The sequence below is a fragment of the Nocardia spongicola genome, assembly GCF_047200775.1.
Lineage (GTDB): Bacteria > Actinomycetota > Actinomycetes > Mycobacteriales > Mycobacteriaceae > Nocardia.
Map to the genome: position 1 here is coordinate 742511 of NZ_JBJZOO010000001.1, position 26099 is coordinate 768609.

The 26099-nt window shown below is 65.6% G+C and carries 21 protein-coding genes; 8 read left to right on the forward strand and 13 right to left on the reverse strand.

Features of this window, described 5'->3' with window-relative positions; genetic code table 11:
- Positions 1-6: 6 nt before the first annotated feature.
- Both ACL02S_RS03200 and ACL02S_RS03205 read left to right on the forward strand, forming a co-directional pair.
- Positions 7-2097, forward strand: a complete 2091-nt coding sequence (locus ACL02S_RS03200; RefSeq protein ID WP_412800730.1) for an acyltransferase family protein — start codon at positions 7-9, stop codon at positions 2095-2097.
- Positions 2098-2362: 265 nt separating this feature from the next.
- Positions 2363-3640, forward strand: a complete 1278-nt coding sequence (locus ACL02S_RS03205) for an IPT/TIG domain-containing protein (protein WP_412800731.1) — start codon at positions 2363-2365, stop codon at positions 3638-3640.
- Positions 3641-3881: 241 nt separating this feature from the next.
- On the opposite strand, the gene arc is transcribed toward ACL02S_RS03205, so the two are convergent.
- Positions 3882-5642: a proteasome ATPase gene (gene arc / locus ACL02S_RS03210; protein ID WP_412800732.1), complete on the reverse strand. Its 1761-nt coding sequence runs from the start codon at positions 5640-5642 to the stop codon at positions 3882-3884.
- Between the two features lie 191 nt (positions 5643-5833).
- Between arc and ACL02S_RS03215 the strand changes: the two genes are divergently transcribed.
- Positions 5834-6379 carry a WKL family lipoprotein gene (locus tag ACL02S_RS03215; protein WP_412800733.1) on the forward strand — a complete coding sequence of 182 codons (546 nt, stop codon included), beginning with the start codon at positions 5834-5836 and terminating at the stop codon, positions 6377-6379.
- 49 nt (positions 6380-6428) lie between these two features.
- Here ACL02S_RS03215 and ACL02S_RS03220 read toward each other — a convergent pair whose 3' ends face one another.
- Both ACL02S_RS03220 and ACL02S_RS03225 read right to left on the reverse strand, forming a co-directional pair.
- Positions 6429-7262: a tRNA (adenine-N1)-methyltransferase gene (locus ACL02S_RS03220; protein WP_412800734.1), complete on the reverse strand. Its 834-nt coding sequence runs from the start codon at positions 7260-7262 to the stop codon at positions 6429-6431.
- Positions 7259-7450: a hypothetical protein gene (locus ACL02S_RS03225; RefSeq protein WP_412800735.1), complete on the reverse strand. Its 192-nt coding sequence runs from the start codon at positions 7448-7450 to the stop codon at positions 7259-7261. The genes ACL02S_RS03220 and ACL02S_RS03225 overlap by 4 nt, the downstream gene beginning before the upstream one ends.
- Between ACL02S_RS03225 and ACL02S_RS03230 the strand changes: the two genes are divergently transcribed.
- Entirely contained in the window at positions 7440-8243 is an 804-nt protein-coding gene (locus tag ACL02S_RS03230) for a RecB family exonuclease (RefSeq protein ID WP_412800736.1), read from the forward strand. The genes ACL02S_RS03225 and ACL02S_RS03230 overlap by 11 nt on opposite strands.
- A 174-nt stretch (positions 8244-8417) precedes the next feature.
- Here the strand turns inward: ACL02S_RS03230 and hisG are convergent, their stop codons facing one another.
- From hisG to metH, 9 genes are all read right to left on the reverse strand, one after another.
- Entirely contained in the window at positions 8418-9269 is an 852-nt protein-coding gene (gene hisG / locus ACL02S_RS03235; protein WP_412800737.1) for an ATP phosphoribosyltransferase, read from the reverse strand.
- Positions 9270-9309: 40 nt separating this feature from the next.
- Positions 9310-9591: a phosphoribosyl-ATP diphosphatase gene (locus ACL02S_RS03240; protein ID WP_412801089.1), complete on the reverse strand. Its 282-nt coding sequence runs from the start codon at positions 9589-9591 to the stop codon at positions 9310-9312.
- Between the two features lie 99 nt (positions 9592-9690).
- Entirely contained in the window at positions 9691-11505 is a 1815-nt protein-coding gene (locus tag ACL02S_RS03245; protein ID WP_412800738.1) for a choline/carnitine O-acyltransferase, read from the reverse strand.
- Positions 11502-12344, reverse strand: a complete 843-nt coding sequence (locus tag ACL02S_RS03250) for a class I SAM-dependent methyltransferase (RefSeq protein WP_412800739.1) — start codon at positions 12342-12344, stop codon at positions 11502-11504. The genes ACL02S_RS03245 and ACL02S_RS03250 overlap by 4 nt, the downstream gene beginning before the upstream one ends.
- A 44-nt stretch (positions 12345-12388) precedes the next feature.
- Positions 12389-13252: a HalD/BesD family halogenase gene (locus ACL02S_RS03255; protein WP_412800740.1), complete on the reverse strand. Its 864-nt coding sequence runs from the start codon at positions 13250-13252 to the stop codon at positions 12389-12391.
- Between the two features lie 83 nt (positions 13253-13335).
- A complete protein-coding gene (locus tag ACL02S_RS03260; protein WP_412800741.1) occupies positions 13336-14091 on the reverse strand; it encodes an HAD family hydrolase in 756 nt (251 codons plus the stop codon).
- 43 nt (positions 14092-14134) lie between these two features.
- Positions 14135-15772 (reverse strand): serine/threonine-protein kinase, encoded by a 1638-nt coding sequence (locus ACL02S_RS03265; RefSeq protein ID WP_412800742.1) that lies wholly within the window; start codon positions 15770-15772, stop codon positions 14135-14137.
- 42 nt (positions 15773-15814) lie between these two features.
- Positions 15815-16099: a hypothetical protein gene (locus ACL02S_RS03270; RefSeq protein WP_412800743.1), complete on the reverse strand. Its 285-nt coding sequence runs from the start codon at positions 16097-16099 to the stop codon at positions 15815-15817.
- 69 nt (positions 16100-16168) lie between these two features.
- Positions 16169-19765 carry a methionine synthase gene (gene metH, locus ACL02S_RS03275; RefSeq protein WP_412800744.1) on the reverse strand — a complete coding sequence of 1199 codons (3597 nt, stop codon included), beginning with the start codon at positions 19763-19765 and terminating at the stop codon, positions 16169-16171.
- Between the two features lie 158 nt (positions 19766-19923).
- Here metH and ACL02S_RS03280 point away from each other — a divergent pair, with 158 nt between their 5' ends.
- Positions 19924-20808: a PAC2 family protein gene (locus ACL02S_RS03280; protein WP_412800745.1), complete on the forward strand. Its 885-nt coding sequence runs from the start codon at positions 19924-19926 to the stop codon at positions 20806-20808.
- A gap of 365 nt (positions 20809-21173) precedes the next feature.
- Here the strand turns inward: ACL02S_RS03280 and ACL02S_RS03285 are convergent, their stop codons facing one another.
- Positions 21174-21479, reverse strand: a complete 306-nt coding sequence (locus ACL02S_RS03285) for a hypothetical protein (RefSeq protein WP_412800746.1) — start codon at positions 21477-21479, stop codon at positions 21174-21176.
- A gap of 239 nt (positions 21480-21718) precedes the next feature.
- Between ACL02S_RS03285 and ACL02S_RS03290 the strand changes: the two genes are divergently transcribed.
- The 3 genes from ACL02S_RS03290 (at position 21719) to ACL02S_RS03300 (ending at position 26098) form a co-directional block, all read left to right on the forward strand.
- Positions 21719-22951: an NsdA family TPR-like regulatory protein gene (locus ACL02S_RS03290; protein WP_412800747.1), complete on the forward strand. Its 1233-nt coding sequence runs from the start codon at positions 21719-21721 to the stop codon at positions 22949-22951.
- 106 nt (positions 22952-23057) lie between these two features.
- Positions 23058-24671 carry a TIGR02677 family protein gene (locus tag ACL02S_RS03295; protein WP_412800748.1) on the forward strand — a complete coding sequence of 538 codons (1614 nt, stop codon included), beginning with the start codon at positions 23058-23060 and terminating at the stop codon, positions 24669-24671.
- The gene (locus tag ACL02S_RS03300) at positions 24671-26098 is read left to right on the forward strand and encodes a TIGR02678 family protein (RefSeq protein ID WP_412800749.1); all 1428 of its coding nucleotides are present in this window, start codon (positions 24671-24673) and stop codon (positions 26096-26098) included. The genes ACL02S_RS03295 and ACL02S_RS03300 overlap by 1 nt, the downstream gene beginning before the upstream one ends.
- Position 26099 lies beyond the last annotated feature (1 nt).

Sequence of the window (26099 nt, forward strand, 5' to 3'; positions counted from 1 at the left end):
CGTGCGGTGAGCCGACTCGGGCGATCGGGAGCGACAGCCGTAACAGTAGCCTCGCCACGCACTGGCGCAGGTGGGTACCGATACGATCTGGACGGTCTGCGCGGAGTGGCGATCGCGCTGGTGGTGGCCTTCCACATCTGGTTCGGCCGGGTCTCGGGCGGTGTGGACATCTTCTTGGTCCTGTCCGGATTCTTCTTCACCGGCGCCCTGGTACGCGGCGCGGAATCCTCCGGCACGGTGCGAATCGGGCGTACCGCGCTCCGCCTCGCCCGCCGTTTACTCCCCGCCCTGGTAACGGTACTGGCCGCGGTGATAGTCGCGACCATTCTCCTGCGTCCGGTCACCCAATGGGGCGAGATCGCCGCACAGACGCTGGCGTCACTGCTGTACTACCAGAACTGGTACCTGGCACTGTCCTGGTCGGACTATCTGGCCGCCGACCCGTCCGTTAGCCCCCTGCAGCATCTGTGGTCGATGGCCGTACAGATGCAGTTCTACCTGGTCGTACTGGCGGCCATCGCATTGGCGGTGCGATTGTGCCGTCGTTTCGCCGGGCCTGCGGCACTACGCCCCAGCCTGGCGATCGTCTTCACGGTGACCGCGGCGGCCTCGTTCGGCTACGCCGTATACGGCACCACGGTGCAGCAGGGCTGGAATTACTACGACAGCTTCGCCCGCGCCTGGGAGCTACTGGCCGGGGCACTGCTGGCACTCACGGCACCATGGCTGTCCCCGCCACGCCTGGTGCGCGTGATCGCGGCCGTGCTCGGCACAGCCACGGTGCTGATGTGCGGCTGGCTGATCGACGGTGCCGAACGCTTTCCCGGGCCTGCCGCATTGGTTCCGGTCGGTGCCGCACTCGCGTTGATCATCGCGGGCAACAATCTCCCCGCCACCGCCCAGCCCCTCCCCAACCAGCTCCTCGGCTCGTCCGCCGCCGTACGTCTCGGTGAACTGGCCTATGCGTTGTACCTGTGGCACTGGCCGATCCTCATCTTCGTTCTCGCCCGAACCCAGACCCCCACCGCCGGATTCCTCGGCGGCGTCGGTGTCATCGCAGTGTCCTTGGCGCTCGCCTACCTGACCAACAGGTTCATCGAGGAGCCGCTGCGCATGCGGGCCGGGCAGCCACCAGAGCAGACCTCGATCCGCGACAGCCACGCCGCTCGACTGGTCGCGGTGCTCGGTGTCACGGTCCTCGCCGTATCGGTGGGTGCGCAGCTCGTCTATCGGACGCACCCACCGCAACCGATCACCGCTCTCGACCCGGTGTATTACCCCGGCGCGGAAGCACTGGTCGGTGGGGCGAGCACGCCCCAGGCCCAGATGCGTCCCACGGTGTACGAAGCGCCAGCGGACAATGCCTATCCCGTCCGCGACGGGTGTATCGCGGACTGGGACACCCGTGAGGTCATCACCTGCACCTACGGCGATGCGAGTGCAGAACGCGTCATCGCCGTAGTCGGCAGCTCACACGCCGAACACTGGGTGCCCGCCCTCGATGTGCTGGCGCGCAGGCACGGCTTCCGTATCACCGTCTATTTGAAGATGGGCTGCCCGCTGACCGTGGCGGCGGAACCGATGTACAAAGGCAAAGCCATCCCGGACTGCCGGGACTGGTCCGCTGAGGTGATCGACCGCCTCGGTGTGGATCAGCCGGATTGGGTGTTCACCACCGCGACCCGCCCCCAGTCCGGCGACGGTGACGAAACCCCTGCCGACTATCTGGACGTATGGTCTCAGCTGGCTGAGCGCGGGCTCAATGTACTCGCCATTCGCGACACCCCGTGGTTACGCCGCGATGGCGTGCGTTACCGGGCGATCGACTGCCTCGCCGGACAGGGCGATCGGATCAGCTGCGGTATACCACGCACGGCCGCGCTGAACGAGGTCAATCCCGCACTCGAATTCACCGGCGCCTTCCCCAACGTCTTCCCGTTGGACCTGACCGACGCGGTGTGCGAACCCGAGGTGTGCGCGGTCGTCGAAGGCAACGTCCTGATCTATCACGACGAACACCACCTCACCGCCAGCTACTCGCGCTCGCTCGCACCGGAACTCGGCAGACAGTTATCGCCGATCCTCGGCTGGTGGTGAGGCACAGCCGAATCGGTTCGACCGCAGCAGCGCAGGCACCGGACATCTGGTTACCCAGCAGCGGATATCGATATCCGTTGTCGGGTAACCACTGTCGCCCGCATGACCGGCCGATCGGAGATCCAGCCCCGGAATGAAAACGGACAAAAACGGACTGGGGATTCGTTGCGGAACCGCCGCTGTTGGTGGGTTACTGGACATAGCGGTGTCGCGACCACGCTGACATCCATTTAGGAACAACCTCTTTCACTGTCCGGAGGCCCCGATGGCGCCTGTGCTCACCTCACTCGACCCGAGTTCCGGTCCCCAGGCCGGCGGCAACACGGTGCAGATCGCCGGGAGCGGGTTCACCGGCGCCGGTCCATTGACCGTGACGTTCGGTGCGACAGCGACCACCTTCACCATCGTCTCCGACACCCGGATCAACGCCATCGCCCCACCCGGCACCGGCACCGTCGAGGTGACCGTCGCCGCCCTGCTGGACGGCACCAGCAACGCACTGCCCTACACCTACGGCGGCTCCGGCCTGCTGTTCATCACCGACGCGGGCTTCCCCGGCCATGTGTACTCGGTGCCGCAAACCGGTGGCACCCCAACCCTGCTGTCGACCAGCCTGAACCTTCCCATAGGTCTCGTCCAGGTCGGTGACCTCCTCTACCTCTGTGAGTTCGGAGCCGGTCGGGTGTCGACGGTGCCGATCATCGGCGGTACACCGACCGTCCTGGTGACGGGTCTGTCGCTCCCCAGAGGAATCACCGTCTCCGATGACACCTTGTTCATCGCCGATTCGGGTACCGGTCAGGTGGTCTCGGCGCCGATCACCGGCACCGCCACCCCCACCGTGCTCGCCACCAGCCCCACCGGCGTATCCGGGATCACCGATGGATCGCCGACACAATCGGTGATCGCACTATCAGCGCCTGCCCTGGCGGCACCGGCACTCACCTCGCTCAACCCGAGTTTCGGTCCCCCGTCCGGCGGCAACACAGTGCAGATCGCCGGGAGCGGGTTCACCGGCGCCGGTCCATTGACCGTGACGTTCGGTGCGACAGCGACCACCTTCACCATCGTCTCCGACACCCAGATCAACGCCATCGCCCCACCCGGCACCGGCACCGTCGATGTCACGGTCACCGCCCTGCTGCACAGCACCAGCAACCCCCTGCCCTACACCTACGGTGGCCTGCTGTTCTCCACCGATGGCGCATTCCCCGGCACTGTGTACTCGGTGCCGCAGGTCGGTGGCACACCGACCCTGCTGGCAACCGGTCTGAGTACTCCCTTTGATCTCGTCCGGGTCGGTGACCTCCTCTATATCTGCGAGTTCGGAGCCAATCAGGTATCGACGGTGCCGGTCACCGGTGGCACACCGACTCCTCTGGTGACCGGTCTGGCATTCCCTTCGGGGATCACCGTCTCCGGTAACACCCTGTTCATCGCCAACTCGGGTACCGGTCAGGTGGTCTCGGCGCCGATCACCGGCACCGCCACTCCCACCGTGCTCGCCACCAGCCCCACCGGCGCATTCGGCATCACGACGTGAGCCGATGGCCCCGACCGCGAACTCTGCGGTATCGACCACCGAAAGCCCCAGCAGATCCACAGCCGATACAGCGGGACGGATGGCCCGGTGCCGTCGAGGTGGCGGACACAGTTACATGGGCACTCGCCGAGATCGCACCGGCGATACAACCCTGACCTCAGCGGTGCTCAGACAGCCGCCCCCTGGAAGACCGAACGGCCGCGCCGCCGAGGCGGACGCGACCGTTCGCGATATGTACTTCTCAGAGGTACTGACCGGTGTTCGACTCGGTGTCGATGGCGCGGCTCGCGCTGGCGTTCTTCCCGGTGACCAGCGTGCGGATGTAGACGATCCGCTCACCCTTCTTACCCGAGATACGAGCCCAGTCATCGGGATTCGTGGTGTTGGGCAGGTCCTCGTTCTCGGAGAACTCGTCCACGATCGAATCGTAGAGATGCTGGATGCGCAGGCCGGGGTTACCGGTGTCGAGTACCGATTTGATGGCGTACTTCTTGGAGCGGTCCACGATGTTCTGGATCATGGCACCGGAGTTGAAGTCCTTGAAGTACAGCACCTCTTTGTCACCGTTGGCGTAGGTGACTTCGAGGAAGCGATTGTCCTCGCTCTCGGCGTACATCCGGTCGACAACCCGTTCGATCATCGCACGGATGCACAGCCCCTTGTCGCCACCGAACTCGGCCAGATCGTCATCGTGCAGCGGCAACTGCTCGGTGAGGTACTTCGAGAAGATATCCTGTGCCGACTCCGCGTCCGGCCGCTCGATCTTGATCTTCACATCGAGCCTGCCCGGACGCAGGATGGCCGGATCGATCATGTCCTCGCGGTTGGAGGCGCCGATCACGATCACGTTCTCCAAGCCCTCGACGCCGTCGATCTCCGAGAGCAACTGCGGTACCACCGTGGTCTCCACATCCGAGGAGACGCCGGAACCGCGGGTACGGAAGATCGAGTCCATCTCGTCGAAGAACACGATCACCGGAGTGCCCTCGGACGCCTTCTCCCGCGCACGCTGGAAGATGATCCGGATATGTCGCTCGGTCTCGCCGACGAATTTGTTCAGCAGCTCGGGGCCCTTGATGTTGAGGAAGAAGGACTTGGCTTCCTTGGCATCCTCACCACGCGCCTCGGCGATCTTCTTGGCCAGTGAGTTGGCCACCGCCTTGGCGATGAGCGTTTTACCGCAGCCGGGCGGACCGTAGAGCAGCACACCCTTCGGCGGGCGCAATGCGTACTCCCGGAAGAGCTCCTTGTGCAGGAACGGTAGTTCCACCGCGTCCCGGATCTGCTCGATCTGCCTGCCGAGACCACCGATATCGCTGTAGCCGACATCAGGAACCTCTTCCAGCACCAGATCCTCGACCTCGGCCTTGGGGATACGTTCGAACGCGAATCCGGCCTTCGTGTCCACCAGCAGCGAGTCGCCGGGGCGCAGTTTGCGGATCGGGGAATCGGGATCGTCCAGATCGTCCATCTCGGCGACCTTGGCCAGCGGACCGGCCAGCCACACCACGCGCTCCTCATCGGCATGCCCGACAACGAGGGCGCGACGGCCGTCATCGAGAATTTCCCGCAGGGTACCGATCTCGCCGACCGAATCGTAGTGTCCGGCCTCGACGACCGTGAGCGCCTCGTTGAGGCGGACGGTCTGGCCGTACTCGAGCGTCGAGGTATCGATATTCGGCGAACACGTCAACCGCATCTTGCGACCCGATGTGAACACATCGACCGACTGGTCGTCGTACACGCCGATCAGAATGCCGTATCCGCTCGGCGGCTGACCCAGCCGATCGACCTCTTCACGCAACGCGACCAGCTGCTGCCGCGCTTCCTTGAGGGTATCCATCAGCTTGGTATTGCGAATGGTCAGCGAATCGATGCGGGCTTCGAGTTCCCGTGCCCGATCCGGCGAGTCGGCGAGTTGCCTCCGGAGTGCAGCGGCCTCGGCACGTACCGCCTCGAGCTCTCTCCAGGCCGCCGAATCCGAATTCTCGATGGGGCTCATGTGCTGCTCCTCCCAGTCCCGGTCTATCAACGCTACCGGGCGCGATCCGTTCTCGCTTTCCGACATGGTTTCTTCGTGATCACATCTGCGCCGCGATCACCGGCCGGAGCACCATGTTAGCCTGCCCTAACCCGACTGTGGCGGGCTTGCTCGCCAACCGAACCGAAAGGTTGCTGCGGATGCTCTCACCCATGAGAAGACTGCGCGTTCCTCTTATCACTGTCGCGGCGACGCTGGCCCTTTCCGGTGGACTGGTGGCATGTGGCTCCGAGAACAATACCGGCGACACCAGCGAGACAGGCACCGCGACCGCCACTTCCGCGACCTCCGCCGCGGCGAGCTCTACCTCCGCAAGCGCAACCGCCACCACTTCGAGCAGCACCGACCAGGCGGCAGACGAACCGACCGGCGAGACCTTGCGCGCGATACTGACCGAACTCACCGATCCGGCCGTATCCACCGAGGCGAAGACCGCGCTGATCGTCGACGGCGAGCAGCGCACCGCGAACATCGACCAGATGAACGCGGGCCTGCAGGGCTATCCGCTCAGCTTCACGGTCACCGACATCACCACTCAGGGCAGCACCGCGAACGCGCGGGTGACCATCGAATCTCCGCACGGCGCCGCACCTGCTGTACCGATGAGCTGGGAGAACGTCGACGGTACCTGGAAGCTGTCCGATGCCAGCGGCTGCTTGCTGCTCGGCTTCGCGAAAGCACCCTGCGCTCCGGCCTGAACCGGGCACACCCGATCAGGGGCGACTACGGTCACCCTCCGAGCCCCGCTCAGCCCTTCGACGGCCTGCGCTGCGGCTTAGGGGTGACCGTACCCTCGGCAAGCCTGCGCGCGCTGACGAGGAAAGCGGTATGGCCCTGCATACGGTGCTCCGGGCGCACCGCGAGCCCAACCACATGCCATGGCCGCACCAATGATTCCCAGGAGCGGGGCTCGGTCCAGCACTCCTGCTCCCGCAGCGCCTCCACCACCTTCGACAACTGGGTGACGGTGGCGACGTAGACGATCAGGACGCCACCGGGTACGAGCACCTTGGACACGGTGGGCAGTGCGTCCCAGGGCGCGAGCATGTCCAGCACCACTCGGTCGACCGGCTCACCGGTGTGATCGGCCACATCGCCGACGGTCAGCGACCAGTTGTCCGGCCGTTCACCGAAGAAGGTCTCCACATTGCGTACCGCGTGCTCGGCGTGGTCCGCGCGAATTTCGTAGGACACAACCTGCCCCTGCGGCCCGACCGCGCGGAGCAGCGAGCAGGTGAGCGCACCGGAACCGGCGCCTGCCTCCAGCACGCGCGCGCCGGGGAAGATATCGCCCTCGTGCACGATCTGCGCGGCATCCTTCGGATAGATCACCGCGGCGCCACGCGGCATGGACAGCACGTAGTCGATCAGCAGCGGGCGCAGTGCGAGGTACGGCGTGCCGTTGGTGGAATGCACCACGCTCCCCTCATCGGCGCCGATCAGGTTGTCGTGCTTGATCCCGCCGCGATGGGTGTGGAATTCCTTACCAGGCTCGAGGACCACCGTGTACAAGCGCCCTTTGGCATCGGTCAGCTGCACCCGATCGCCGATGGTGAAAGGCCCCGTCCGTCTGGCCGTCATGAATCTCCGCTCCGATGTCCGAATCCGTATTTGCCGCGCACCGGCGTGTCGGTGCCGCCGGATAGCCTGCCAGGTATGTGCTCGCCCGCGTCAACGCCCCCTGCCGACAACCCGAGGACGCCGGAGTCCGCCACAGCGGCGAGCAGCACCCGGCCCGCACTGTCACCCTCCAGGGCAATGGATTTCAAACAATGTCCGTTGAAATACCGATTCCGGGCGATCGACCGGATTCCGGAGCCACCATCCCGGCGCGCGGTGCGTGGCACAGTGGTGCACGCGGTGTTGGAGGATCTCTATGGGCTCCCCGCGGCCGAGCGCCTGCCCGAACGCGCCGACGCACTGGTGCCCGCGGCGTGGGCTCGGGTGCGCGACGGGCAGCCGGAGGTCGCCGGGCTGATCACCGATCAGCAGCTCGATCCGTTTCTCCACGAGGTGCGGACGCTGGTGCGGCGCTACTACCGCCTGGAAGATCCGACCCGGTTCGATCCGGAATCATGCGAGGTACGCGTGGAGACCGAACTCGAAGACGGCGCGCCACTGCGCGGATTCGTCGACCGGATCGATATCGCCCCGACCGGCGCGCTGCGCATCGTGGACTACAAGACCGGCCGGGTGCCTGGACCGGACTACGAGACCACGGCACTGTTCCAGCTGAAGTTCTACGCACTGATGATGCTGCGCACCCGCGGCCTGGTACCCGCCCAGTTGCGATTGATCTACCTGGCCGACGAGCAGATCCTCACCTACACCCCGGACGAGCGGGAGTTGCTGCGCTTCGAGCGCACCTTGTCGGCGTTGTGGGCCGCCATCCTGGAAGCCGGCCGCACCGGGGTTTTCCCACCGAATACCAGCAGGCTGTGCTCCTACTGCGACTACAAGCCACTGTGCCCGGCGTTCGGCGGCACACCGCCGCCCTACCCGGGTTGGCCGACCAGCGGCCGAAGGCAGGACACGCCGTCGGCAGAGACCGCATCCGAGTGAACCGCGGGCACACCGTCCAGCCCCGCGCTGGTTCCTGGCACACAGCACACCCGCAGAACTGTGCTCCACCCACATCACAGGCTTCCCACCTGTTGAAACGCTGCGGCATGGATGCCGCATACACGAACACGCACCGATCCGCCCGTGCCACGGCACGGGCGGATCGACCGCCGATCAGAAAGCGCGGCAGGAGCGGATATCGGTGGCCAAGATCGCTTTCGCACCCAAGTAGGCCAGCTTGTCCATCAGCTCGTTACTCTGTTTGCGCGGGACGAGCGCGCGCACGGCCATCCACCCGGGATCGGCCAATGGCGCCACCGTCGGCGACTCCAGCCCCGGAGTAATGGTGAACGCCTCGTCGAGCAACCCCTTGGGGCAGTCGTAGTCCAGCATCACGTACTGCTGCGCGAACACCACACCCTGGATACGGGCGACGAGCTGATTGCGGGCCCGATCGCTCTGGTCTGCGTCCTTCCCCTCGAGCAGCACCCCCTCGGAATCGCACAGCGATTCACCGAAGGCGATCAGATTGTGCTGGCGCAGGGTGCGCCCGGAACCAACGACATCGGCGATAGCGTCGGCGACGCCGAGCTGAATGGAGATCTCCACCGCACCGTCCAGCCGGATCACCTCGGCTTCGATACCTCGGACGCGCAGATCGCTCAGCACCAGATTCGGATAGGAGGTCGCGATGCGCTTATCGTAAAGATCTTCGATCTTCCATTCCCGTCCGGCCGGAGCCGCGTAGCGGAAAGTGGAGCGCCCGAAACCGAGAGCGAGCCGTTCCCGCACCGGTGCGCCGGAATCCAGCGCGAGATCACGCCCGGTGATCCCGAGGTCGAGTTCACCTGAGCCGACGTAGATCGCGATGTCCTTGGGCCGCAGGAAGAAGAACTCCACCTGATTGGCCGGATCGAGGACGGTCAGGTCACGCGAATCGGTACGCGTGCGATAACCCGCCTCGGTGAGGATCGAGACGGCGGATTGGGACAGGGCGCCTTTATTGGGGACTGCGACGCGCAGCATGGGGGTCCTTTCGAGCGAAGAATCGGGAAACGGGCGGCCGTCACAGATGTCGATACACGTCTTCGAGCTCCAGCCCCCGGCCCACCATCAGCACCTGTACCCAATACAACAGCTGGGAGATCTCCTCGGCCAGCGCTTCGTCGCTCTCGTGTTCGGCGGCCAGCCACACCTCGCCGGCTTCCTCCAGCACCTTCTTACCCTGGCTGTGCACGCCTGCGTCCAGCGCGGCAACGGTTCCCGAGCCCTCCGGACGATCGACAGCACGCTTCTGCAGCTCAGCGAACAAGGATTCGAAGTTCTTCACGAGGAGCCATTGTTTCAGACCCGGCTATGGGCCGGTTGTCCCGGCCTCCGATGGTCGCGGGCACCGCCCGCTCGGTTCCCGCCCCGCCCCGGATACGCGAGAACCGAGCGGCTGCGGCTAGTTCTCCGTGAGCAGCGCCGCCAGCTCCGCTACCGCTGTATGCAGTTGCTCGGCGAACGCATGCATCTGGCCTGCCACCGCCTTCGGCGTGGCCAGGTAGATGTTCCAGCGGTCGGGCAGCAGGACGTAAGCGATACCGATACACCGGGGGCTGGTGGAACCGAAACCGAAGTAGCGGATATTCGCCGAGGGCGCGGAGCTGGTGCTCAGATAGTCGTCACGCATGATCGTCCAGCCGGGGCTGTCGTAGAGCGGGATCGGTGCGGTAACACCCAATTCCGCGCCGCGGCGGCGCTGGATCCACTGCAGCTCCCACAAATGCTGTTCGGGCGCCTCCCCGGCCTGACATTGCTTGGCCCGTTGCACATGCGCGGCCGCCGCCGTCCTGGCCGCGGTGAGCTTCGCGGCGGTATCGGCATCCGGATCCTGCATCGTATCCACGAAGGCGATCATCTCGGGGGTGACAACCCGCATCGCCTCGGTGCGTCCATTGCGGTACTGCCTGGTCGCGATGGACTCGTAGGTGGCGCCGGTGCGCCCGGTACTGCGCCGATGGGCCAGCTGATAGCTCAGCTGTGCGAAGGCGTCCGGCGAGATACCGAGCTGCTTGGCACGGGCAGTGCCGAAGTCTGGAAACGATACGGTCTGGGTGGCGTTCTGGGCCGCGTAGTGCGCGAAGGCGGCGCCTGCCGATCCGATATCGCTGCGCTGTCGCGCGTCGAGAAAGAACTCGATCGGCTCGACCGAGGGCAATCCCTGCGCCTGTGCCCCGGCACGGGCGGCGTGGTCGGATACCGGCGTTTCCAGCAGGGTGTCCACGAACGACAGGATGGTGGTGCCGTCCAACCCGCAGTGTTCGACGTTGATACCCGCCTGCCCGTCGGTGAAGACGATGAACGACACCGATTTGTCGAACCACCGGTTCGCACTGTCTCCGTGCAGCAGCTGATCGCAGGCGTGCAGTTCGTCGCGCGGCGCGAAGTCCTCCAGGCAGAGCACGAACAGCGCGGTTTCGATGGTGTCCAAGGCCGCGGCGTTCTCCGGATCCTCCAGCAAGCGTTGCCTGCTGACCGCCCATTCCGCACGGGCCTTGGTGGTGAGATGCCCCACGGTGGTGTCGGTGCGCGCTGGACGAGCACCCGCTTTCAACACCGCACGCAGCCCGTCGGCGAGGTCCTCCGGGGAATGCGGTGCGCCGGACGGGCCGATCACGTCCATCCGGAACATACTGCCGCGGAAGAACACCACGATATGCCGGGCTTCCGAATGTCCAGGCCACTCGGCGCTATAGGGAACTCGCACCGTGTCCTGTTCCACACCGGGAATCCTGGTCTCGGAGAACAGGTACTTGTTCTGCCACATCGACAGTTTCTGCCCGCGCTGGACCACCGGCGCGACGGCTTCCTCGTCGAGGGCCAGCTTGTAGTCGACCGCGGCCGCGATAATGCCCGCGGCACGACCCACCTGGGTGGTATCGGTGGAGGCGGCCAGCGGGGTGTCGTCCCGGAACAAGAAGAAGAAGTTCGCGTTCAACGCGATCCGATCCCGCCTGCCCAGGTAGCGCGACGGCCAGAACAGATCCAGCCAGCTGCCGACTCCCGGCGTCGTGTCGTACTCCGCGAGGGCCGCGTGCAGGACCCGGCCCGGACTATCGGCGCGCAGCAGGTCATCGACCGCATCGCGGGTGGCGACGAGTTCCTCGGCGGTCAGCAGCGGCTCACACCACTGCAGGAACCGGCTACAACTGTCCTCCAGCGTCGGCAGGGGCACCCTTGGCAGGTGGTCGTCGGCGGCGAAGGTGCGTTCGGTCAATGCGGATCCTCGGTGTCGGTGTGATGTCTGGGCAACGGCCTTGACACGTACAAGGTGGCGTAGAGCCACCCCTGGTCTTCTCTGCCAGTGGTGTCGACCCCAGTAGCGGACAGGGTGTTCAGCACCCGCGCACGCTCGGCCTCGGAGGCGAACCTACGCTGCGCGTATAATCCCGGTGCCCGCTCGGTGCGGTAGCCGAGCGCGGCGAGTTCCGCCTCGATCGGATCGAAGTCGAACATGCGTAATACGAAGTGTGCCATCCATGGCCGCTTACGTGGGTGTGCCGTGGCCACGCGAGTCAGGGTTTTCTCGGTGACATAGCCGATGCAGCCGGTGGAGACGACCAGATCCGCGGTGGCGAGCAAGGCGCGCTGTTCGTCGGACGGCTCGCTCGACTCCAGATCGGCGTGCACCACATCGTGCAGGAAACCGGCCTCGTACCCGTAATCGAGAGCAGGGCCCGCGGCGTCCATACCGAGGAAACGGATGTGGTCGGAGGTGGTACGGGCCGCGAGGAGCGCTCGATCGCGCCGGATCAGCTCGGCGCGATCGGCATCGTCGGCGGCGGCGGCGTAATGCTCGGCCAGTTCGTCGATCGTCGTATCGGAACGCAGTAATGCGGCGTTCACACCGTACGAGCAGCCGATATCGAGTACGGTCGGGGTCTCGGTACGCGCCGAGGCACGGTATTCCCGGATCTGCTGCTGCAATATCGGCTTCGCCAGCTCCGGAATGCGATAGCCGAGGCTGGACATACGCGCGTAGTAGGCGCGTGGATCGGGGCGATCGTAGATATCGTCGAAAGACGCTTTCCCGGTGGTGTCTAACGGCACTGGCACTGTCGGTCCTCTCGGGTCGAGCACGGTCAGTCGAGCCGTTCGGCTCAATCGAGTAGTCGATCACCCCGGACGACGTCGGCCGCGGCGGCGAGATGATCGGGTAGCACGCGGCCGAACAACTGCCGGGTGCGCTCCACCGTCCCGACGACTCCGGGACGATCGGTATAAGCAAAAATGGCCGAATGACGCTGGCGCGCACCGCTGACCGGGGAGACGCGGTGCAACGAGAATCGGCCGCGGAACAGTTGCAGGTCCCCCGGCAGCAGCTCGAGCCGCTGGATGAACCGCTCGCCGGAGCCGGTCAGCACCGCACGGACATCGTCGAAATTCTCGACCTCGGGAGTGCGGATATTAGGGCAGTACTCGAAGACACCACCGGCCTCCGCGGGCTGGGTCAGCATCGAGACGGTGAATTCGTTGGTGTCGAAATGCCAAGGATGTGACATGTCCGGCGCCACGACGTTGAGACACAGTCCGGCAAGCGGATCGGCGAACTCGTGCAACTCCGGTAACTCGAAACACCGGGCGACGAATCGCTGGAACAGTTCGTCGACATAGAGCTGGTGGATCAGCGCATCGGCCGGGATGCGATCGCGCGGGACGAAAGCATTACCCCGCATGAGCACGATCCGGGCCGGATGATCCTGCGGCAGTTCCGCGTCCAGCGGGATGTTGTAAGCGTTGACCTGCTCGACCTCGTAGTACGCATGCGGAGCCATCCGCTCCCCCTGCGCCCGCAGCGTCTCGGTGAGTTCGGGCCGGATGAAACCACGCAGTACGGTACAACCGCTATCGGCCAGTTCCGCGCGGGCGCGGCGCACTACCTCGCGCACGTCGGAACCATCCGGATCCGCGAGGGGATACCGTGCGGTATCTACGATCTCGTCGAGTACGCCGAATGCTGCCATGGCGTCATTTTGGTGCAGCGCTTGCCGACACGCCCGAGATTCGGCGATATTTCCGACAATCCAGCACACCCCTCGGTGCTAGCTCATTCCCTTTGCGGCACAGCGACTCTAGCCGAATGAAAGCCGTTACCAGCGCCGGAGCCGATCGCCTCGACGACCCGGCCGCCCCCGGCGCTGCCACGGAATATGTGCTCGAGATCACCGAGAGTAAGCCCTGTCAGTGAATCGCGGAACATCCGCCCCGGCGCCTCCGGCACCGCGATCTCGCAAGGAACCACGAGTACCGCACATCCCGCGGCCTGTGCCGCACGGACTCCGGTGAGCGAATCCTCCACCGCGACACAGTGTTCCGCTTGCAATCCGAGCAGCTCGGCAGCGCGTAGATAGGAATCGGGCTCCGGCTTGCCGTGCGCCACCTCGTCGCCGCACACCGAGACGTCGAAAAAGTGGCGCCCCAACGTATCGAGCCCGAAATCCGCCAGCGATCGCTTGGTATTGGTAACCAATGCGCTGGGCAGACCTGCCGCGCGAACCATCGCCAGCGCCTCCGCGGCGCCGGGCCGCCAGGGAATGGGACCGGTCATCAACTCGGTCACCCGCTGCTCCAGGAACTCTCCAGCCACCCGTAGCGACTCCGGCTGTGGTTCGATGCCGAGACCGGTGAACATGATCCGCAAAGCATTCGGACCGGAGGCGCCGATCAGTGCGTGCCGAACCGCGTCGGTCATCTCGCGACCGTGCGCCCGCGCCAGCTCACGCACCGCGATATCCCAGAGTTTCTCCGAGTCCAACAACGTGCCGTCCATATCCCAGAGCACACCGGCCAGTCGCGCGGTCACGTTCGGTGGATCTCCTGTCCGGTCGGCCTGAATGCCCGATACCCTAGATGCCCGATGCGGCGATGGTCAGCGCGGCGCTGCTTCCGGTGACCTCGATCCATCGGTACTCCGAGGTCTGCACACCGTTCCTCGAGGTATAGGTCAGCCCGACCACCGCCCGGTTCGGCCCATTCTGCTCGACCGAGTCCACCCGTACCGCGCGAATCGTGCCCCAGAAGCCCGTATAGGAGCCGTAGCCGGTCCGCGCCTGGTATCCGGGAGACAACTGAGTCCAGGCGCCGGACACATTGCCGGGCAGCATACCGTAGTAGCTACGGATGAAAGAGGCGATCCGGCTCGGCGCCGGCGGACCCGGCGGGGCGGTTGTGGTATCGATCACCGGTGGGAGCGATACGGCCTCCGGTACGGGGTTCGCCGGTACCTGCGCAGGCGCGGGCACCGGAGTGGCCTGCTCAGGAACCTGCTCCGGAGGCGGTGGTTCCCCGATGGCCGCACTCGATATCGCGACCGACCCTGCCGTAGCCACGCTCTGGTCGCGCTCTCCGGAGATCCTCGATGCGAGGACTCCGGCCAGGACCAGCACCCCGGCTACCGTCGCGGCGGCCACCGCGAGCACGAGGCCACGCCGGGAGCCGGACGCGCTGCCGGAGCCGGAAGCGACCGGACCTGACGAGGAAGGAACGCGGTGCGCGGAAACCGATCGCGGCGTACCGGACCCAGAAGTGGACACCACCTCCGTTGCCGCGCTGTCGTCGACGCTGCCTGCCGGTACGGTAGCGCTTCGATGTGGCAGGACCGTTGTCGCACTGCCCGCGCCGGGCGCGGGCAGCACCGCGGTCACCGGAGGTGGCAGATGCGGATCCTTGCCCTGCGCAACGGCTTCCAGTGCTGCCTTCGCTTCGTGCATGGTCGGCCTGGCATCGATGGTCGGGGCCAGCAAACGCATCAACACCGGCCCGAGCGCGCCAGCGGCCTCCGGCGGCTCGATCTCCGCTTTGGCCACCGCGTGCAGGATCGCCAGCGGATTGTCCCCCGCGCCGAACGGTGGGGTGCCCTGGACCGCCTCGTATAACGTCGAGCCGAGAGCGAAGACATCGGAGGCGGGTTCGGGATTCTCGCCGCGCGCCACCTCCGGGGCCAGATAGGCAGGGGTTCCGGCGAGAAATCCGGTGGCGGTGACCGTGACGTCACCCACAGCCCTGGAAATACCGAAATCGGTGATCTTCACCGTACCGTCCGCGGCGACAAGCAGATTGGCCGGTTTCACATCCCGGTGCACGATACCCGCATCGTGTGCGGCGGCAAGGGCGCTCGCCGCCTGCACACCGATCTCGGCCACCTGCACCGGTGGCAGGGTGCGGTTTCCCGCCAGGGTGGCCGCCAGGCTCGGCGCGTCCAGGTACTCCATGACCAGCCACGGCTGACCGTCCTCTTCGGCCACATCGAACACCGTGATGGCGTTCGGATGATGCAGCCGCGCGGCGATCCGGCCCTCGCGCATGGCGCGCAGCTTCGCCTCCAATGCGGCCGACTTGGACAGTCCTGGAACGAGCAGCACCTGTTTGACCGCGACGGTGCGCCGCAAACGTACATCGGTGGCCCGCCAGACCACTCCCATGGCACCGGTTCCGATCGGATCCGTAAGCCGATATCGTCCCGCGATCAATCGATCCGCCGTCATGGTGGTGTGCCTCCTACGTACCTGCCGTACCCGCCCAGACGTTCACACTCGGCACGCACACACGGAGAATCCGGAAAACGCACGCGCCGTGGTGCTCGCTTCCGGAATCAGCGACGCGAACGCATCCGCCGACTGCCCCGGATGCAGTAACAACGCCTTCGACAATGGCACACTCCCCCGACCGGCTTCCACCTTTCCACGCCGGGACAACTGATCGAATCGGTCGGTATCACCGAAATCACGTTGTAGAGCAACCACGTCGTAACGCAACCACAGCACAGCGGAGCCACCGCATAACAGAATCACGGTATAGCAGAACCGCGACACGACAGGACCTCTGACACAACAGAACACTGCCGGAACGGCGGCATGACCTCCGCGCGGTGGTCCATCGGTTCAAGCGTTGAAGTACTTCGCTTCCGGATGTAGCAGAACGAAGGCGTCGGTGGATTGCTCAGGATGCAGTTGCAGCTCCTCGGACAGCACCACACCGATACGGTCGGCTTCCAGTAAGTCCACGAGCTTGGCCCGGTCCTCCAGTTCGGGGCAGGCGCCGTAACCGAAGGAGTAACGGGCGCCGCGGTAGCCGAGCTTGAAGTACTCCAGGACATCGGCCGGATCCGATTCGGCGACCGCGTGACCGTCGAGGACCAACTCCTCACGGATCCGTCGATGCCAGTACTCCGCGAGTGCCTCGGTGAGCTGGACCCCGATGCCGTGTACCTCGAGGTAGTCGCGGTAGTTGTCCCCCGCGAACAGCTCATTGGCGAAATCGGCTATCGGCTGCCCCATGGTGACCAGCTGGAACGGCAGGACATCCACCTGACCGGTCTGCCTGGCGTATGCCCGCGACCGGATGAAATCGGCGATGCACAAGAATCGGTCGCGCTGCTGGCGCGGGAAAGTGAACCGGTAGCGTTCTGGCGCATCGGGATCCGGTTCGGTGAGCACGACGACCTGGTCCCCCTCGGATACCGCGGGAAAATAGCCGTACACCACCGCGGCGTGCTGCAACACCCCTTCGGTGCTCAGCCGGTCCAGCCAGGTGCGCAACCGCGGGCGCCCCTCGGTCTCCACCAGCTCCTCATAGCTTGGACCGTCACCGCCGCGCTGCCCGCGCAGACCCCACTGGCCGAGGAACAGCGCCCGCTCGTCGAGCAGACCCGAGTACTCCTGCAGTGCGAGCCCCTTCACCACCCTGGTGCCCCAGAACGGCGGGACCGGCACCGGCAACTTCGCCGCGACATCGGAACGCTCGGGCACCTCGACCGGCACCTCGACCGCCCGGCGCTGCGCGGCGATCCGCTTGGACCGCTCATGCCTGGCCTTGCGCTCCGCCGCCTTGGCTTGTTCGGCGACGGCCTCCGGACTGTCCGGATCGGGCCCGCCACCACGCTTGCGCGTCATGATGTCGTCCATCAGCCGGAGGCCTTCGAACGCGTCCCGCGCGTAGCGCACATCGCCTTCGTACACCTCGGTGAGATCGTTCTCCACATATGAGCGGGTGAGTGCCGCACCGCCGAGTAGCACCGGGAACTGCTCCGCGACCCCCTTGGTGTTGAGCTCCTCCAGATTCTCCTTCATCACCACTGTCGACTTCACCAGCAGGCCGGACATCCCGATCACATCGGCCTTCTTGTCCACCGCCGCGTCGAGGATGGTCGAGATCGGTTGCTTGATACCGAGATTGACCACCTCGTAGCCGTTGTTGGACAGGATGATGTCGACCAGGTTCTTGCCGATATCGTGCACATCACCCTTGACCGTGGCCAGCACGATGCGGCCCTTGCCGCTGTCGTCGGTGGCCTCCATATGCGGCTCCAGATACGCGACAGCGGCCTTCATCACCTCGGCGGACTGCAGGACGAACGGCAACTGCATCTGGCCGGACCCGAACAGCTCGCCGACCGTCTTCATTCCCGACAACAACGTCTCGTTGATGATCCGCAACGGCGGCACCTCGGCCATCGCCGCGTCCAGGTCGGCGTCCATTCCCGCCCGCTCGCCATCGACGATCCGCCGCTCCAGACGCTCGAACAGTGGTAGCGCGGCCAGTTCCTCGGCCCGCGACGCCTTGGACGATGAGGTCGACACCCCTTCGAACAGCTCCATCAGCTTCTGCAACGGGTCGTAGCCCTCGGCACGGCGGTCGTACACCAGGTCCAGCGCGGTCTCGCGCTGTTCGTCCGGGATCCGGCTCATCGGCAGGATTTTCGAGGCATGCACAATCGCGGAATCCAGGCCTGCCTCGACGCATTCGTGCATGAACACCGAGTTGAGCACCTGCCGTGCCGCGGGGTTCAGACCGAAAGAGATATTGGACAGGCCCAGCGTGGTCTGTACCCGCGGATGGCGGCGCTTCAGCTCACGGATGGCCTCGATGGTCTCCAAGCCGTCGCGGCGCGACTCCTCCTGACCGGTGCCGAGGGTGAAGGTGAGCGTATCGATGATGATGTCGCTCTCCGACAATCCCCAGTTACCGGTGATATCGGCGATCAGCCGCTCGGCGATCTCCACCTTTGTCGCCGCCGTGCGGGCCTGGCCCTCCTCGTCGATGGTCAGCGCGACCACCGCGGCGCCGTGTTCGGCGACCAGCCGCATGGTCTGCTGGAAGCGTGAGTCGGGGCCGTCGCCGTCCTCGTAGTTCACCGAGTTCACCGCGCAGCGCCCACCGAGGTGCTCCAGGCCTGCCCGCAGCACCTCGGTCTCGGTGGAGTCGAGCATGATCGGCAGAGTCGATGCGGTGGCCAGCCTGCCCGCCAGCTCCGCCATATCCTCGGTGCCGTCCCGGCCGACATAGTCGACGCACAGGTCGAGCATATGCGCGCCGTCCCTGGTCTGATCCTTGGCGATGCCGAGGCATTTCTGCCAATCCCCGGCCAGCATGGCCTCCCGGAATGCCTTCGAGCCGTTGGCGTTCGTCCGCTCACCGATCATCAGGACCGAGGCGTCCTGCGCGAACGGCACCGCCGTGTACATGCTGGATACGCTCGGCTCGTGCACCGGAGTGCGACGCTCGGCGAGCGGCGGCAGGGTCGGTTCCACCTCGCGCACCGCGGCGGTGACCTGACGAATGTGTTCCGGGGTTGTGCCGCAGCAGCCACCGACAAGGGCGAGGCCGAACTCGGTGACGAATCCGCGCAGCGCGACCGCCAGCTCCTCGGGGGTGAGCGGGTAGACCGCGCCGTCCGCGCCGAGTACCGGCAGTCCGGCATTCGGCATCACCGAGACAGGTACCTGCGCGTGCCGGGACAGATGACGCAGGTGCTCGCTCATCTCGTCCGGACCGGTCGCGCAGTTCAGGCCGATCATATCGATGCCGAGCGGCTCCAACGCGGTGAGCGCCGCACCGATCTCACTGCCGACCAACATGGTGCCGGTGGTCTCCACGGTGACGTGGGTGATGATCGGGATCCGCCTGCCCAGTATCGCCATCGCACGCCTGCTGCCGGTCACCGCGGCCTTCACCTGGAGCAGGTCCTGGCAGGTCTCGACGAGAACAGCGTCGGCTCCGCCGTCGAGCATGCCGAGCGCGGCCTCGGTATAGGCGTCTCGTAGCTCGGCGAAGCCGGCATGGCCGAGGGTGGGCAGTTTGGTACCCGGCCCCATCGAGCCGAGTACATACCGTGGTGTGCCGTCGGCGGAAGGGCCCATCTCGTCGGCGACCTCACGGGCCAGCCTGGTACCGCGCTCGGACAGATCCCGGATCCGATCGGCGATATCGTAGTCGGCGAGGTTGGGCAGGTTACAGCCGAAAGTATTGGTCTCGACCGCGTCGGCGCCCGCTTCGAAATAGGCGCGGTGAATACCGCGCAGCACATCCGGCCTGGTGTCGTTGAGGATCTCGTTACAGCCCTCGAGCCCGCGGAAATCGTCCAAGGTCAGATCGGCGGCCTGCAGCATCGTGCCCATCCCGCCATCGCCGATGACCACCCGGCGACGCAGCGTATCGAGAAGCGTGGTGTCGAACTCGGCAGGCAGGGGCGCAGACATGCACTCCAGGGTAGTGGGCGAGGGAGACACCCGGGCCGCCGCGTCACAGCCCGGTGCCTGCAGGCATACCCCACATCCACGGCGGCCGCCGGAGAACACACCGCCTGTCGGGCCTGTCCCAGGGCACGCCATATCGGCATAGGCCGTAGGCTGACCGAGTGAACGCCAGTGAAACTTCCGATTCGGCACTGCCGACGTTGCGGGAACCGGTACTGGTCGCCGCCTTCGAGGGCTGGAACGATGCGGGTGACGCCGCCAGCGGAGCTGTCGAGCATCTGGAGCTGATCTGGGATGCCGAACCGTTGGCCGAACTCGACTCCGAGGACTACTACGACTATCAGGTCAACCGGCCGACAGTACGCCAGGTGGACGGTGTGACCAGGGAAATCCAGTGGCCGTCGACGATGTTGTCGGTGTGTTCCCCGCCGGGAAGCGACCGCGACGTAGTACTGCTGCGTGGCATCGAGCCGAATATGCGCTGGCGGAGCTTCTGCGGTGATCTGCTCGAGTTCATCGAACAACTCGGGGTACAGACCGTGGTCATCCTCGGCGCGCTACTCGCCGATACTCCGCACACCAGGCCGGTGCCGGTGACCGGCTCGGCGTACAACAAGCAGGCGGCCGAGCGGTTCAATCTGGAACAGACCCGCTATGAGGGACCGACCGGGATCACCGGCGTCCTGCAAGACCAATGCGTAAGAGCCGGGGTGCCCGCGGTATCGTTCTGGGCCGCCGTGCCGCACTACATTTCCCAGCCGCCGAACCCGAAGGCGACTCTCGCGCTGCTGCATCGGGTCGAGGATGTGCTCGACATCGAGGTGCCCCTCGGTGAGCTGCCGAAACAGGCCGAGGACTGGGAAACCGCGGTCAACGAGATGACCGCGGGTGATGAGGAGATCAGTGAGTACGTTCGGTCATTGGAGGAACGCGGCGACGCCGCGGTCGATGTGAACGAGACGATGGCCAAGATCGACGGCGACGCTATCGCGGCCGAGTTCGAGAAGTACCTGCGCAGACGGGGGCCGGGCAGCTTCGGGCTCTAGAACTCGTTCGACTCCGCGGCCAGCGCACCGCGGCGCCATCCCGTTCGCCGCTGCCGCCTCCCGGATCGGTTCGCTCACCCGTATCGGTGCTGCCCGCATACCCCTCGTTGGATCACCTGAGTGAGTGGTGACCCCGCATCGCGGCGGGTACGCGAGCGCGCCAGGCCCCGACAACGATCCGGCAGGCCGTTCCCCACGTCATCGTGCCCACTGATGATTCATGCTCAACTCTGCTGCACAGCAGATATATCCACTGTTCGAGCAGTACCCTCGCGTCCAGCACCACCGGTTTCTCCGTGACCGGAGTTCCGGTTGAGCCGCGGCGACGGCTGTCTACGCGATATCGGACGAGGTGGATACGCAGGTCAGCTGTCCACGGTCCACACTTGCGCCGCCGCCTCCTGTGCCAGTTTCGCGATGAGTATGTCACGCGGAATCGTCTGACCGGCAAAGTGATCGAGTGAGGGAACCACCACATGGTGTGCGTCGGCCCGCTTGAGTTCCGCGGTGAGTTCGGCGAAAGCCGTACCATCGCCCCCTGTCGATTCATGAAATGTCGCGGCGAAGCAGAGCCCTTCCGCGCGAGCCAGACTGCTCATCGCCGCCTCGAGCTCCTTGCCATGGCCATCGGCCAGATCGTCACGCAAGTATCCATAGATCAACGCTTCCACCCGAACCTCCGTTGGATTGGGATCGCCGTTCTCTTCAGTGGATCCCCCCGTTGTACGGGGTTATTGCGCTTCACGCAAAAGCAGATGTACTTGTCAATAGCCTTATCCGGTTCGCTGGCAAACTTTCCGCGCTCATATCGAGCCTGCCGCACGCCACAATGCGAATGTAGCTGTCAATCCAGTGACATCGGTCTGCCCTATCCCGACCACCGCGCGTTAACTGGTGCGATACTACAGATGTGACCGCTACCGACGATCGACCCGTATGGGCTATCCGGATGCGCTCCGAACGCGACGCGAGGGGGTGGTCGCAAGCCGACGCGGTACGCGTGATGCGCGGGAAGTCATCGCACAATCTGCCGACCGACAGCACCCTGCTACGTAACTGGCGCCGTTGGGAATCGGGCGAATCACGCCCTGACGATTTCTACGCCCCGATCATCGCCGCCACCTTCGATACGATGACCTCGGCCTTCTTTCCCAAGGCCCGACCGAACCGGGACGACGAATTACTCTCCGCGACGGGCATGGACACACTCGAGTTCATCGCCAGACTGCGGATGTCCGATGTCTCCTCGGTGACACTGGACGCCATCCGGATCACCGCCGAACGCCTGTGCTGCGAATATTCCTACGCCGATCCCTATGACCTGCATGCCGAAGGCACGGCGTGGCTGCGCAGGATCACCTCATTGCTGGACGGTCGCCTGACTCTGGGGCAACACCGGGAAATCCTCGTTCTCTCCGGCTGGGTCGCCCTTTTGGTCGGATGTGTCGACTACGACCTCGGCAGACGCACCGCGGCCGAGGCGACTCGCCGTGCTGCCTATTCGCTGGGAGAGGAGGCCGAGAACGCCGAGATCACCGCCTGGGCAGTGGAAATGACAGCCTGGTTCGCACTCACCCAGGGCAATTACCGTGGTGTGATCGAGACGGTACAGCCGGTGCTGGAAGTAAGCCGAGATATGCGTGTCGGCGCGCAACTCGCCGCCCAGTGCGCCAAAGCCTGGGCCAGGCTCGGTAACTCGCGCGAGGTCGAGGCAGCACTGGCGGACGGCCGGGCAATCCTGGAGCGATTCGAACATCCGGCGAATCTGGACAATCATTTCGTCATCGACACCCACAAACTGGACTTCTACGCGATGGACTGTTGCCGGGCAGCCGGTGACGATCGGCTCGCCGAAACCTACGCGCGGGAAGTCATCAAGAACGCGATCTGCCCGGACGGCACCGTACGCAACCCGATGCGGATCTCCGAAGCACGCCTGACCCTGGCCGTGGTCGCGGTGCGCAATCACGACCTGGAACTGGCGGTCGACGAAGGGATGCGCGCGTTCACCGGTAAACGGCGTTCGCTACCGTCCCTGATGTGGGTCGCGGGTGAAACCGCCCAAGAGATCATCGAACACTATCCCGATGATCCGCGCGCACATACCTATCTAGACCAGTTGCGCGCATTGTCCGTGGAGTGAACCGGCCCACACCCAGCATTGGCAAACAGCGACGAATCGGACACATCCAGAACAGATTCCGGAACATCGTGCGAGTGGCGATCAGCTCGCAACTATCCTGTTCCCGGTGACCGACTCCGACCTCGGCTGCCCTGACGACACCCACTGGGATGATCGGCTCCGGTTGTTCTCCTTCGCCACCGCCGAACGCCGCGCCGACTATCTCTGGGTGTTGCGCGCATTCGACAGCGCGCGGGCAGCCTATTCGGTATTACTCCATGCCGACGATGTCGCCGAATGGCTCACGCGCACCTCCGATCCGACGGAACGGACACCGGGAGAACCACGCTCGGCCCACTCCTGCGCCGCGGGGAGCCGAGCGACGGCACCGCATCTGACCGCGGCCGAGATCAGCCCACTCCTCGACCAACTGCACCACTGGGGTGTACTGGAGCGCAGCTACGACGGAACCCGCGCCGCGACATTGGCCGAATACCGCAATCGGCACTACGTATACCAGTTCTCCCAAGCCGGATTCCAGGCTTATCACGCGGTCGCCGGAGTGCTCGACACCCGCGTTCAGGAAGCCTCGCTATCACGCCTGGTACTCCCAGAATTGCTGGCCGATCTGCATACCCTGGCCGAGGCCAACCGGGCAGGCGACGCCACGCGCGTCTATCGCACACTGCGCCGCCTCGACACTGCTCTCTCGGAGCTGGCCGCCCGCGCCGCACACTTCTATCTCGGGCTCGGCGATCTGGTGCGCACCACCGAGATCACCCCGGAATCGTTCCTCGCCTACAAGGACGCCCTCCTGGCGCATATGCGGGAGTTCAGCCTCGACCTGGCCCGGTTCACGCCACGGCTGGCGGCCGCCGTCACCGCGATCGAGCAGACCGGTGTCGAAGAACTGATCGTCCTGGCAGCGCAGTGCGATGAGCGAGTGCTGCTGAGCACGACCGAACGCCAGTCGGATTGGCAGGCCAGGTGGGCAGGGCTCCGTGGATGGTTCATCGCGCCCGATGGCGCCGAGCCAACGGGGAGCACCGAAGCCGAACGGCTGCGTGAGGCAACCATGAGCGCTATCGCCGCGGTCCTCGCGCTGCTGCGGCGAGTCACCGAAACACGCCGCGGTGGAGTGAGTCGAGAATCGGCACTGCGGCATCTGGCTGGCTGGTTCATCGCCACGCCGACCGCTGAAGGCGCCCACGCCCTCTTCGACGCGGTATTCGGACTCGGCAAACCACGACATCTGGCGCAGGCACACCCGGATGCCGACGTGATCCCGGTAACCCGATCCTGGTGGGAGGCACCACCACTGGCGATATCGCGGACGCTCGCCGAGACCGGGCGTCCGCCGTCCGCTGGTGCGCCCGCCCGGATCCAGCGCAATGACGCAGGCATCCAGCGCCTGCGGGCAGCGCAGCTGAACGCACAGCGCGCTCGTGCCGAAGCCGCCGCGACACTCGGCAGCGGCGATATGTACCAGCGAGTGCTGGATGAACAGGAAACCGAGGTACTGCTGCGGCTGTTGAACGCCGCGTCCACCGCGTGGGTTCCGGTGCGCGGCCGGGTGGCCGGGTCCACCGGTTCCGATAGCGGCGTCACTCTGACAGTGTCCGAACACTCCGGTCCGACCGTGGTACGCACCGCACACGGGCTGCTGCACATGAACAATCGGATACTGACGATCGAACCGACGCGCAGGCCACGGACCCACCCACGAGGGGAACACGGCTGATGCACGCACGCACCATCGACGCGCTCACCCTGGACAACTATCAACGCGCCGCACGGACCGTCCTGGTCCACCATCTGGTGACCCGCACCTATCCGGACCGGATCGCGCTGCCTCTGGTGCGTCGCTGGGCTACCGAACTGCGCGAGGATCTCGCCGAATTGTTCGGCTACCGGCTCGAAGTCACCGAGACCACCGCACGGGTGTTCCCGGTAGCGGACCAGCTCACGGCGAGCAGGCCCGCCCGCACCACGGCCGAGCGTGTCTTCGACCGTCGCCGCTATGCCTACCTCGCGGTGACGCTCGCCGCACTCGGCCGGGCCGGTGATCAGATCACCTTGTCCGAGCTGGCCGATCAGGTCGCCGCCGCCGCGAGCCGGGTGGACGGCCTTACCCTGTCGATCGACCATGTCGCCGACCGGGACGCGTTCGTCGACGCGGTCGGCTGGCTGACCGCACGGGGCGCGCTCACCGTGGCCGACGGCGACGCGGGCAGCTGGGCAGGCGACCCGGAAGCCGGTGAGGCCCTCTACGATATCGACCGGCCGGTGGTCCTCGCGCTGTTCCGGCCCCCGCGGGCGCTGCAGCATCTGCACAGTGTGCGGGGGCTGCTCGCCGAAACGGCGGTAGCCACGGGTGGGCGTGAACCCGGCCCCGATGCCGCCGAGACCACCCGCCGGATCCGCCGGGCGCTGGTCGAACAGCCGGTGGTGTACTTCGACGCGAGACCACCAGAAGAACGCCGTGTCCTCGCGCAGGACCGGATCATCGCGGATGTCGAGCTGTTCACCGGATTGCGCGCCGAACGAAGAGCCGAAGGCGTCGCGCTGATCGACACCGCTGGACGGATGTCGGATATCCGTTTCCCCTGGAACGGAACACTCGCGCAGGTCGCCCTGCTGCTCGCGGGTGAGATCGCCGATCGCGTACTGGACAGCGACAATCCGCTGCCGCGCCGCGCCGCGCCGCCCGCTCCTGGCGCGATACTGGCCGAGCAACTCGATCGGGCCATCCCCGAGCCGACCTTGTTCGCCCCGCTGCCCGAGCTGCGGTCGATGGATGCGCTCGACGGCGATACCGCACCGGGCAGCGGCTCCGAGCAAGCCGATGCGACGGAGGCGGCCTGCTATCCACTCCTCGACACAGCATGGCTTGACGAAACGATGCGGGCCCTCACCGACCGCTATGGCAGCACCTTCGCCGCACGATGGCAAGCCGACGTCGCCTGCCTCACCACGGAATCGGTGGCGTTACTGGAACGATTGCGTTTGGTCCTGGCTGTCGACGACGGACTGCTCGCGCTGCCCGCGCTGGCCCGCTACCGGGGCGCGGTCGTGACAGTCCGCACGAAGCGGGCCGCGGAACTATTCGTCACCGCGGCCGATACCTACGGACCCGATGACGACGGCAGTGGCAGGGAAGGGAACTGAG

What these genes read in the sequence shown, in the direction of transcription:
- arc (WP_412800732.1), bottom strand. Translation starts at nt 5,642, where the DNA reads ATGAGCCCCATCGAGAATTCGGATTCGGCGGCCTGGAGAGAGCTCGAG.
- hisG (WP_412800737.1), bottom strand. Translation starts at nt 9,269, where the DNA reads ATGCTGCGCGTCGCAGTCCCCAATAAAGGCGCCCTGTCCCAATCCGCC.
- ACL02S_RS03205 (WP_412800731.1), top strand. Translation starts at nt 2,363, where the DNA reads ATGGCGCCTGTGCTCACCTCACTCGACCCGAGTTCCGGTCCCCAGGCC.
- ACL02S_RS03265 (WP_412800742.1), bottom strand. Translation starts at nt 15,772, where the DNA reads ATGACGGCGGATCGATTGATCGCGGGACGATATCGGCTTACGGATCCG.
- ACL02S_RS03300 (WP_412800749.1), top strand. Translation starts at nt 24,671, where the DNA reads ATGCACGCACGCACCATCGACGCGCTCACCCTGGACAACTATCAACGC.
- ACL02S_RS03230 (WP_412800736.1), top strand. Translation starts at nt 7,440, where the DNA reads ATGGATTTCAAACAATGTCCGTTGAAATACCGATTCCGGGCGATCGAC.
- metH (WP_412800744.1), bottom strand. Translation starts at nt 19,765, where the DNA reads ATGTCTGCGCCCCTGCCTGCCGAGTTCGACACCACGCTTCTCGATACG.
- ACL02S_RS03215 (WP_412800733.1), top strand. Translation starts at nt 5,834, where the DNA reads ATGAGAAGACTGCGCGTTCCTCTTATCACTGTCGCGGCGACGCTGGCC.
- ACL02S_RS03255 (WP_412800740.1), bottom strand. Translation starts at nt 13,252, where the DNA reads ATGGCAGCATTCGGCGTACTCGACGAGATCGTAGATACCGCACGGTAT.
- ACL02S_RS03220 (WP_412800734.1), bottom strand. Translation starts at nt 7,262, where the DNA reads ATGACGGCCAGACGGACGGGGCCTTTCACCATCGGCGATCGGGTGCAG.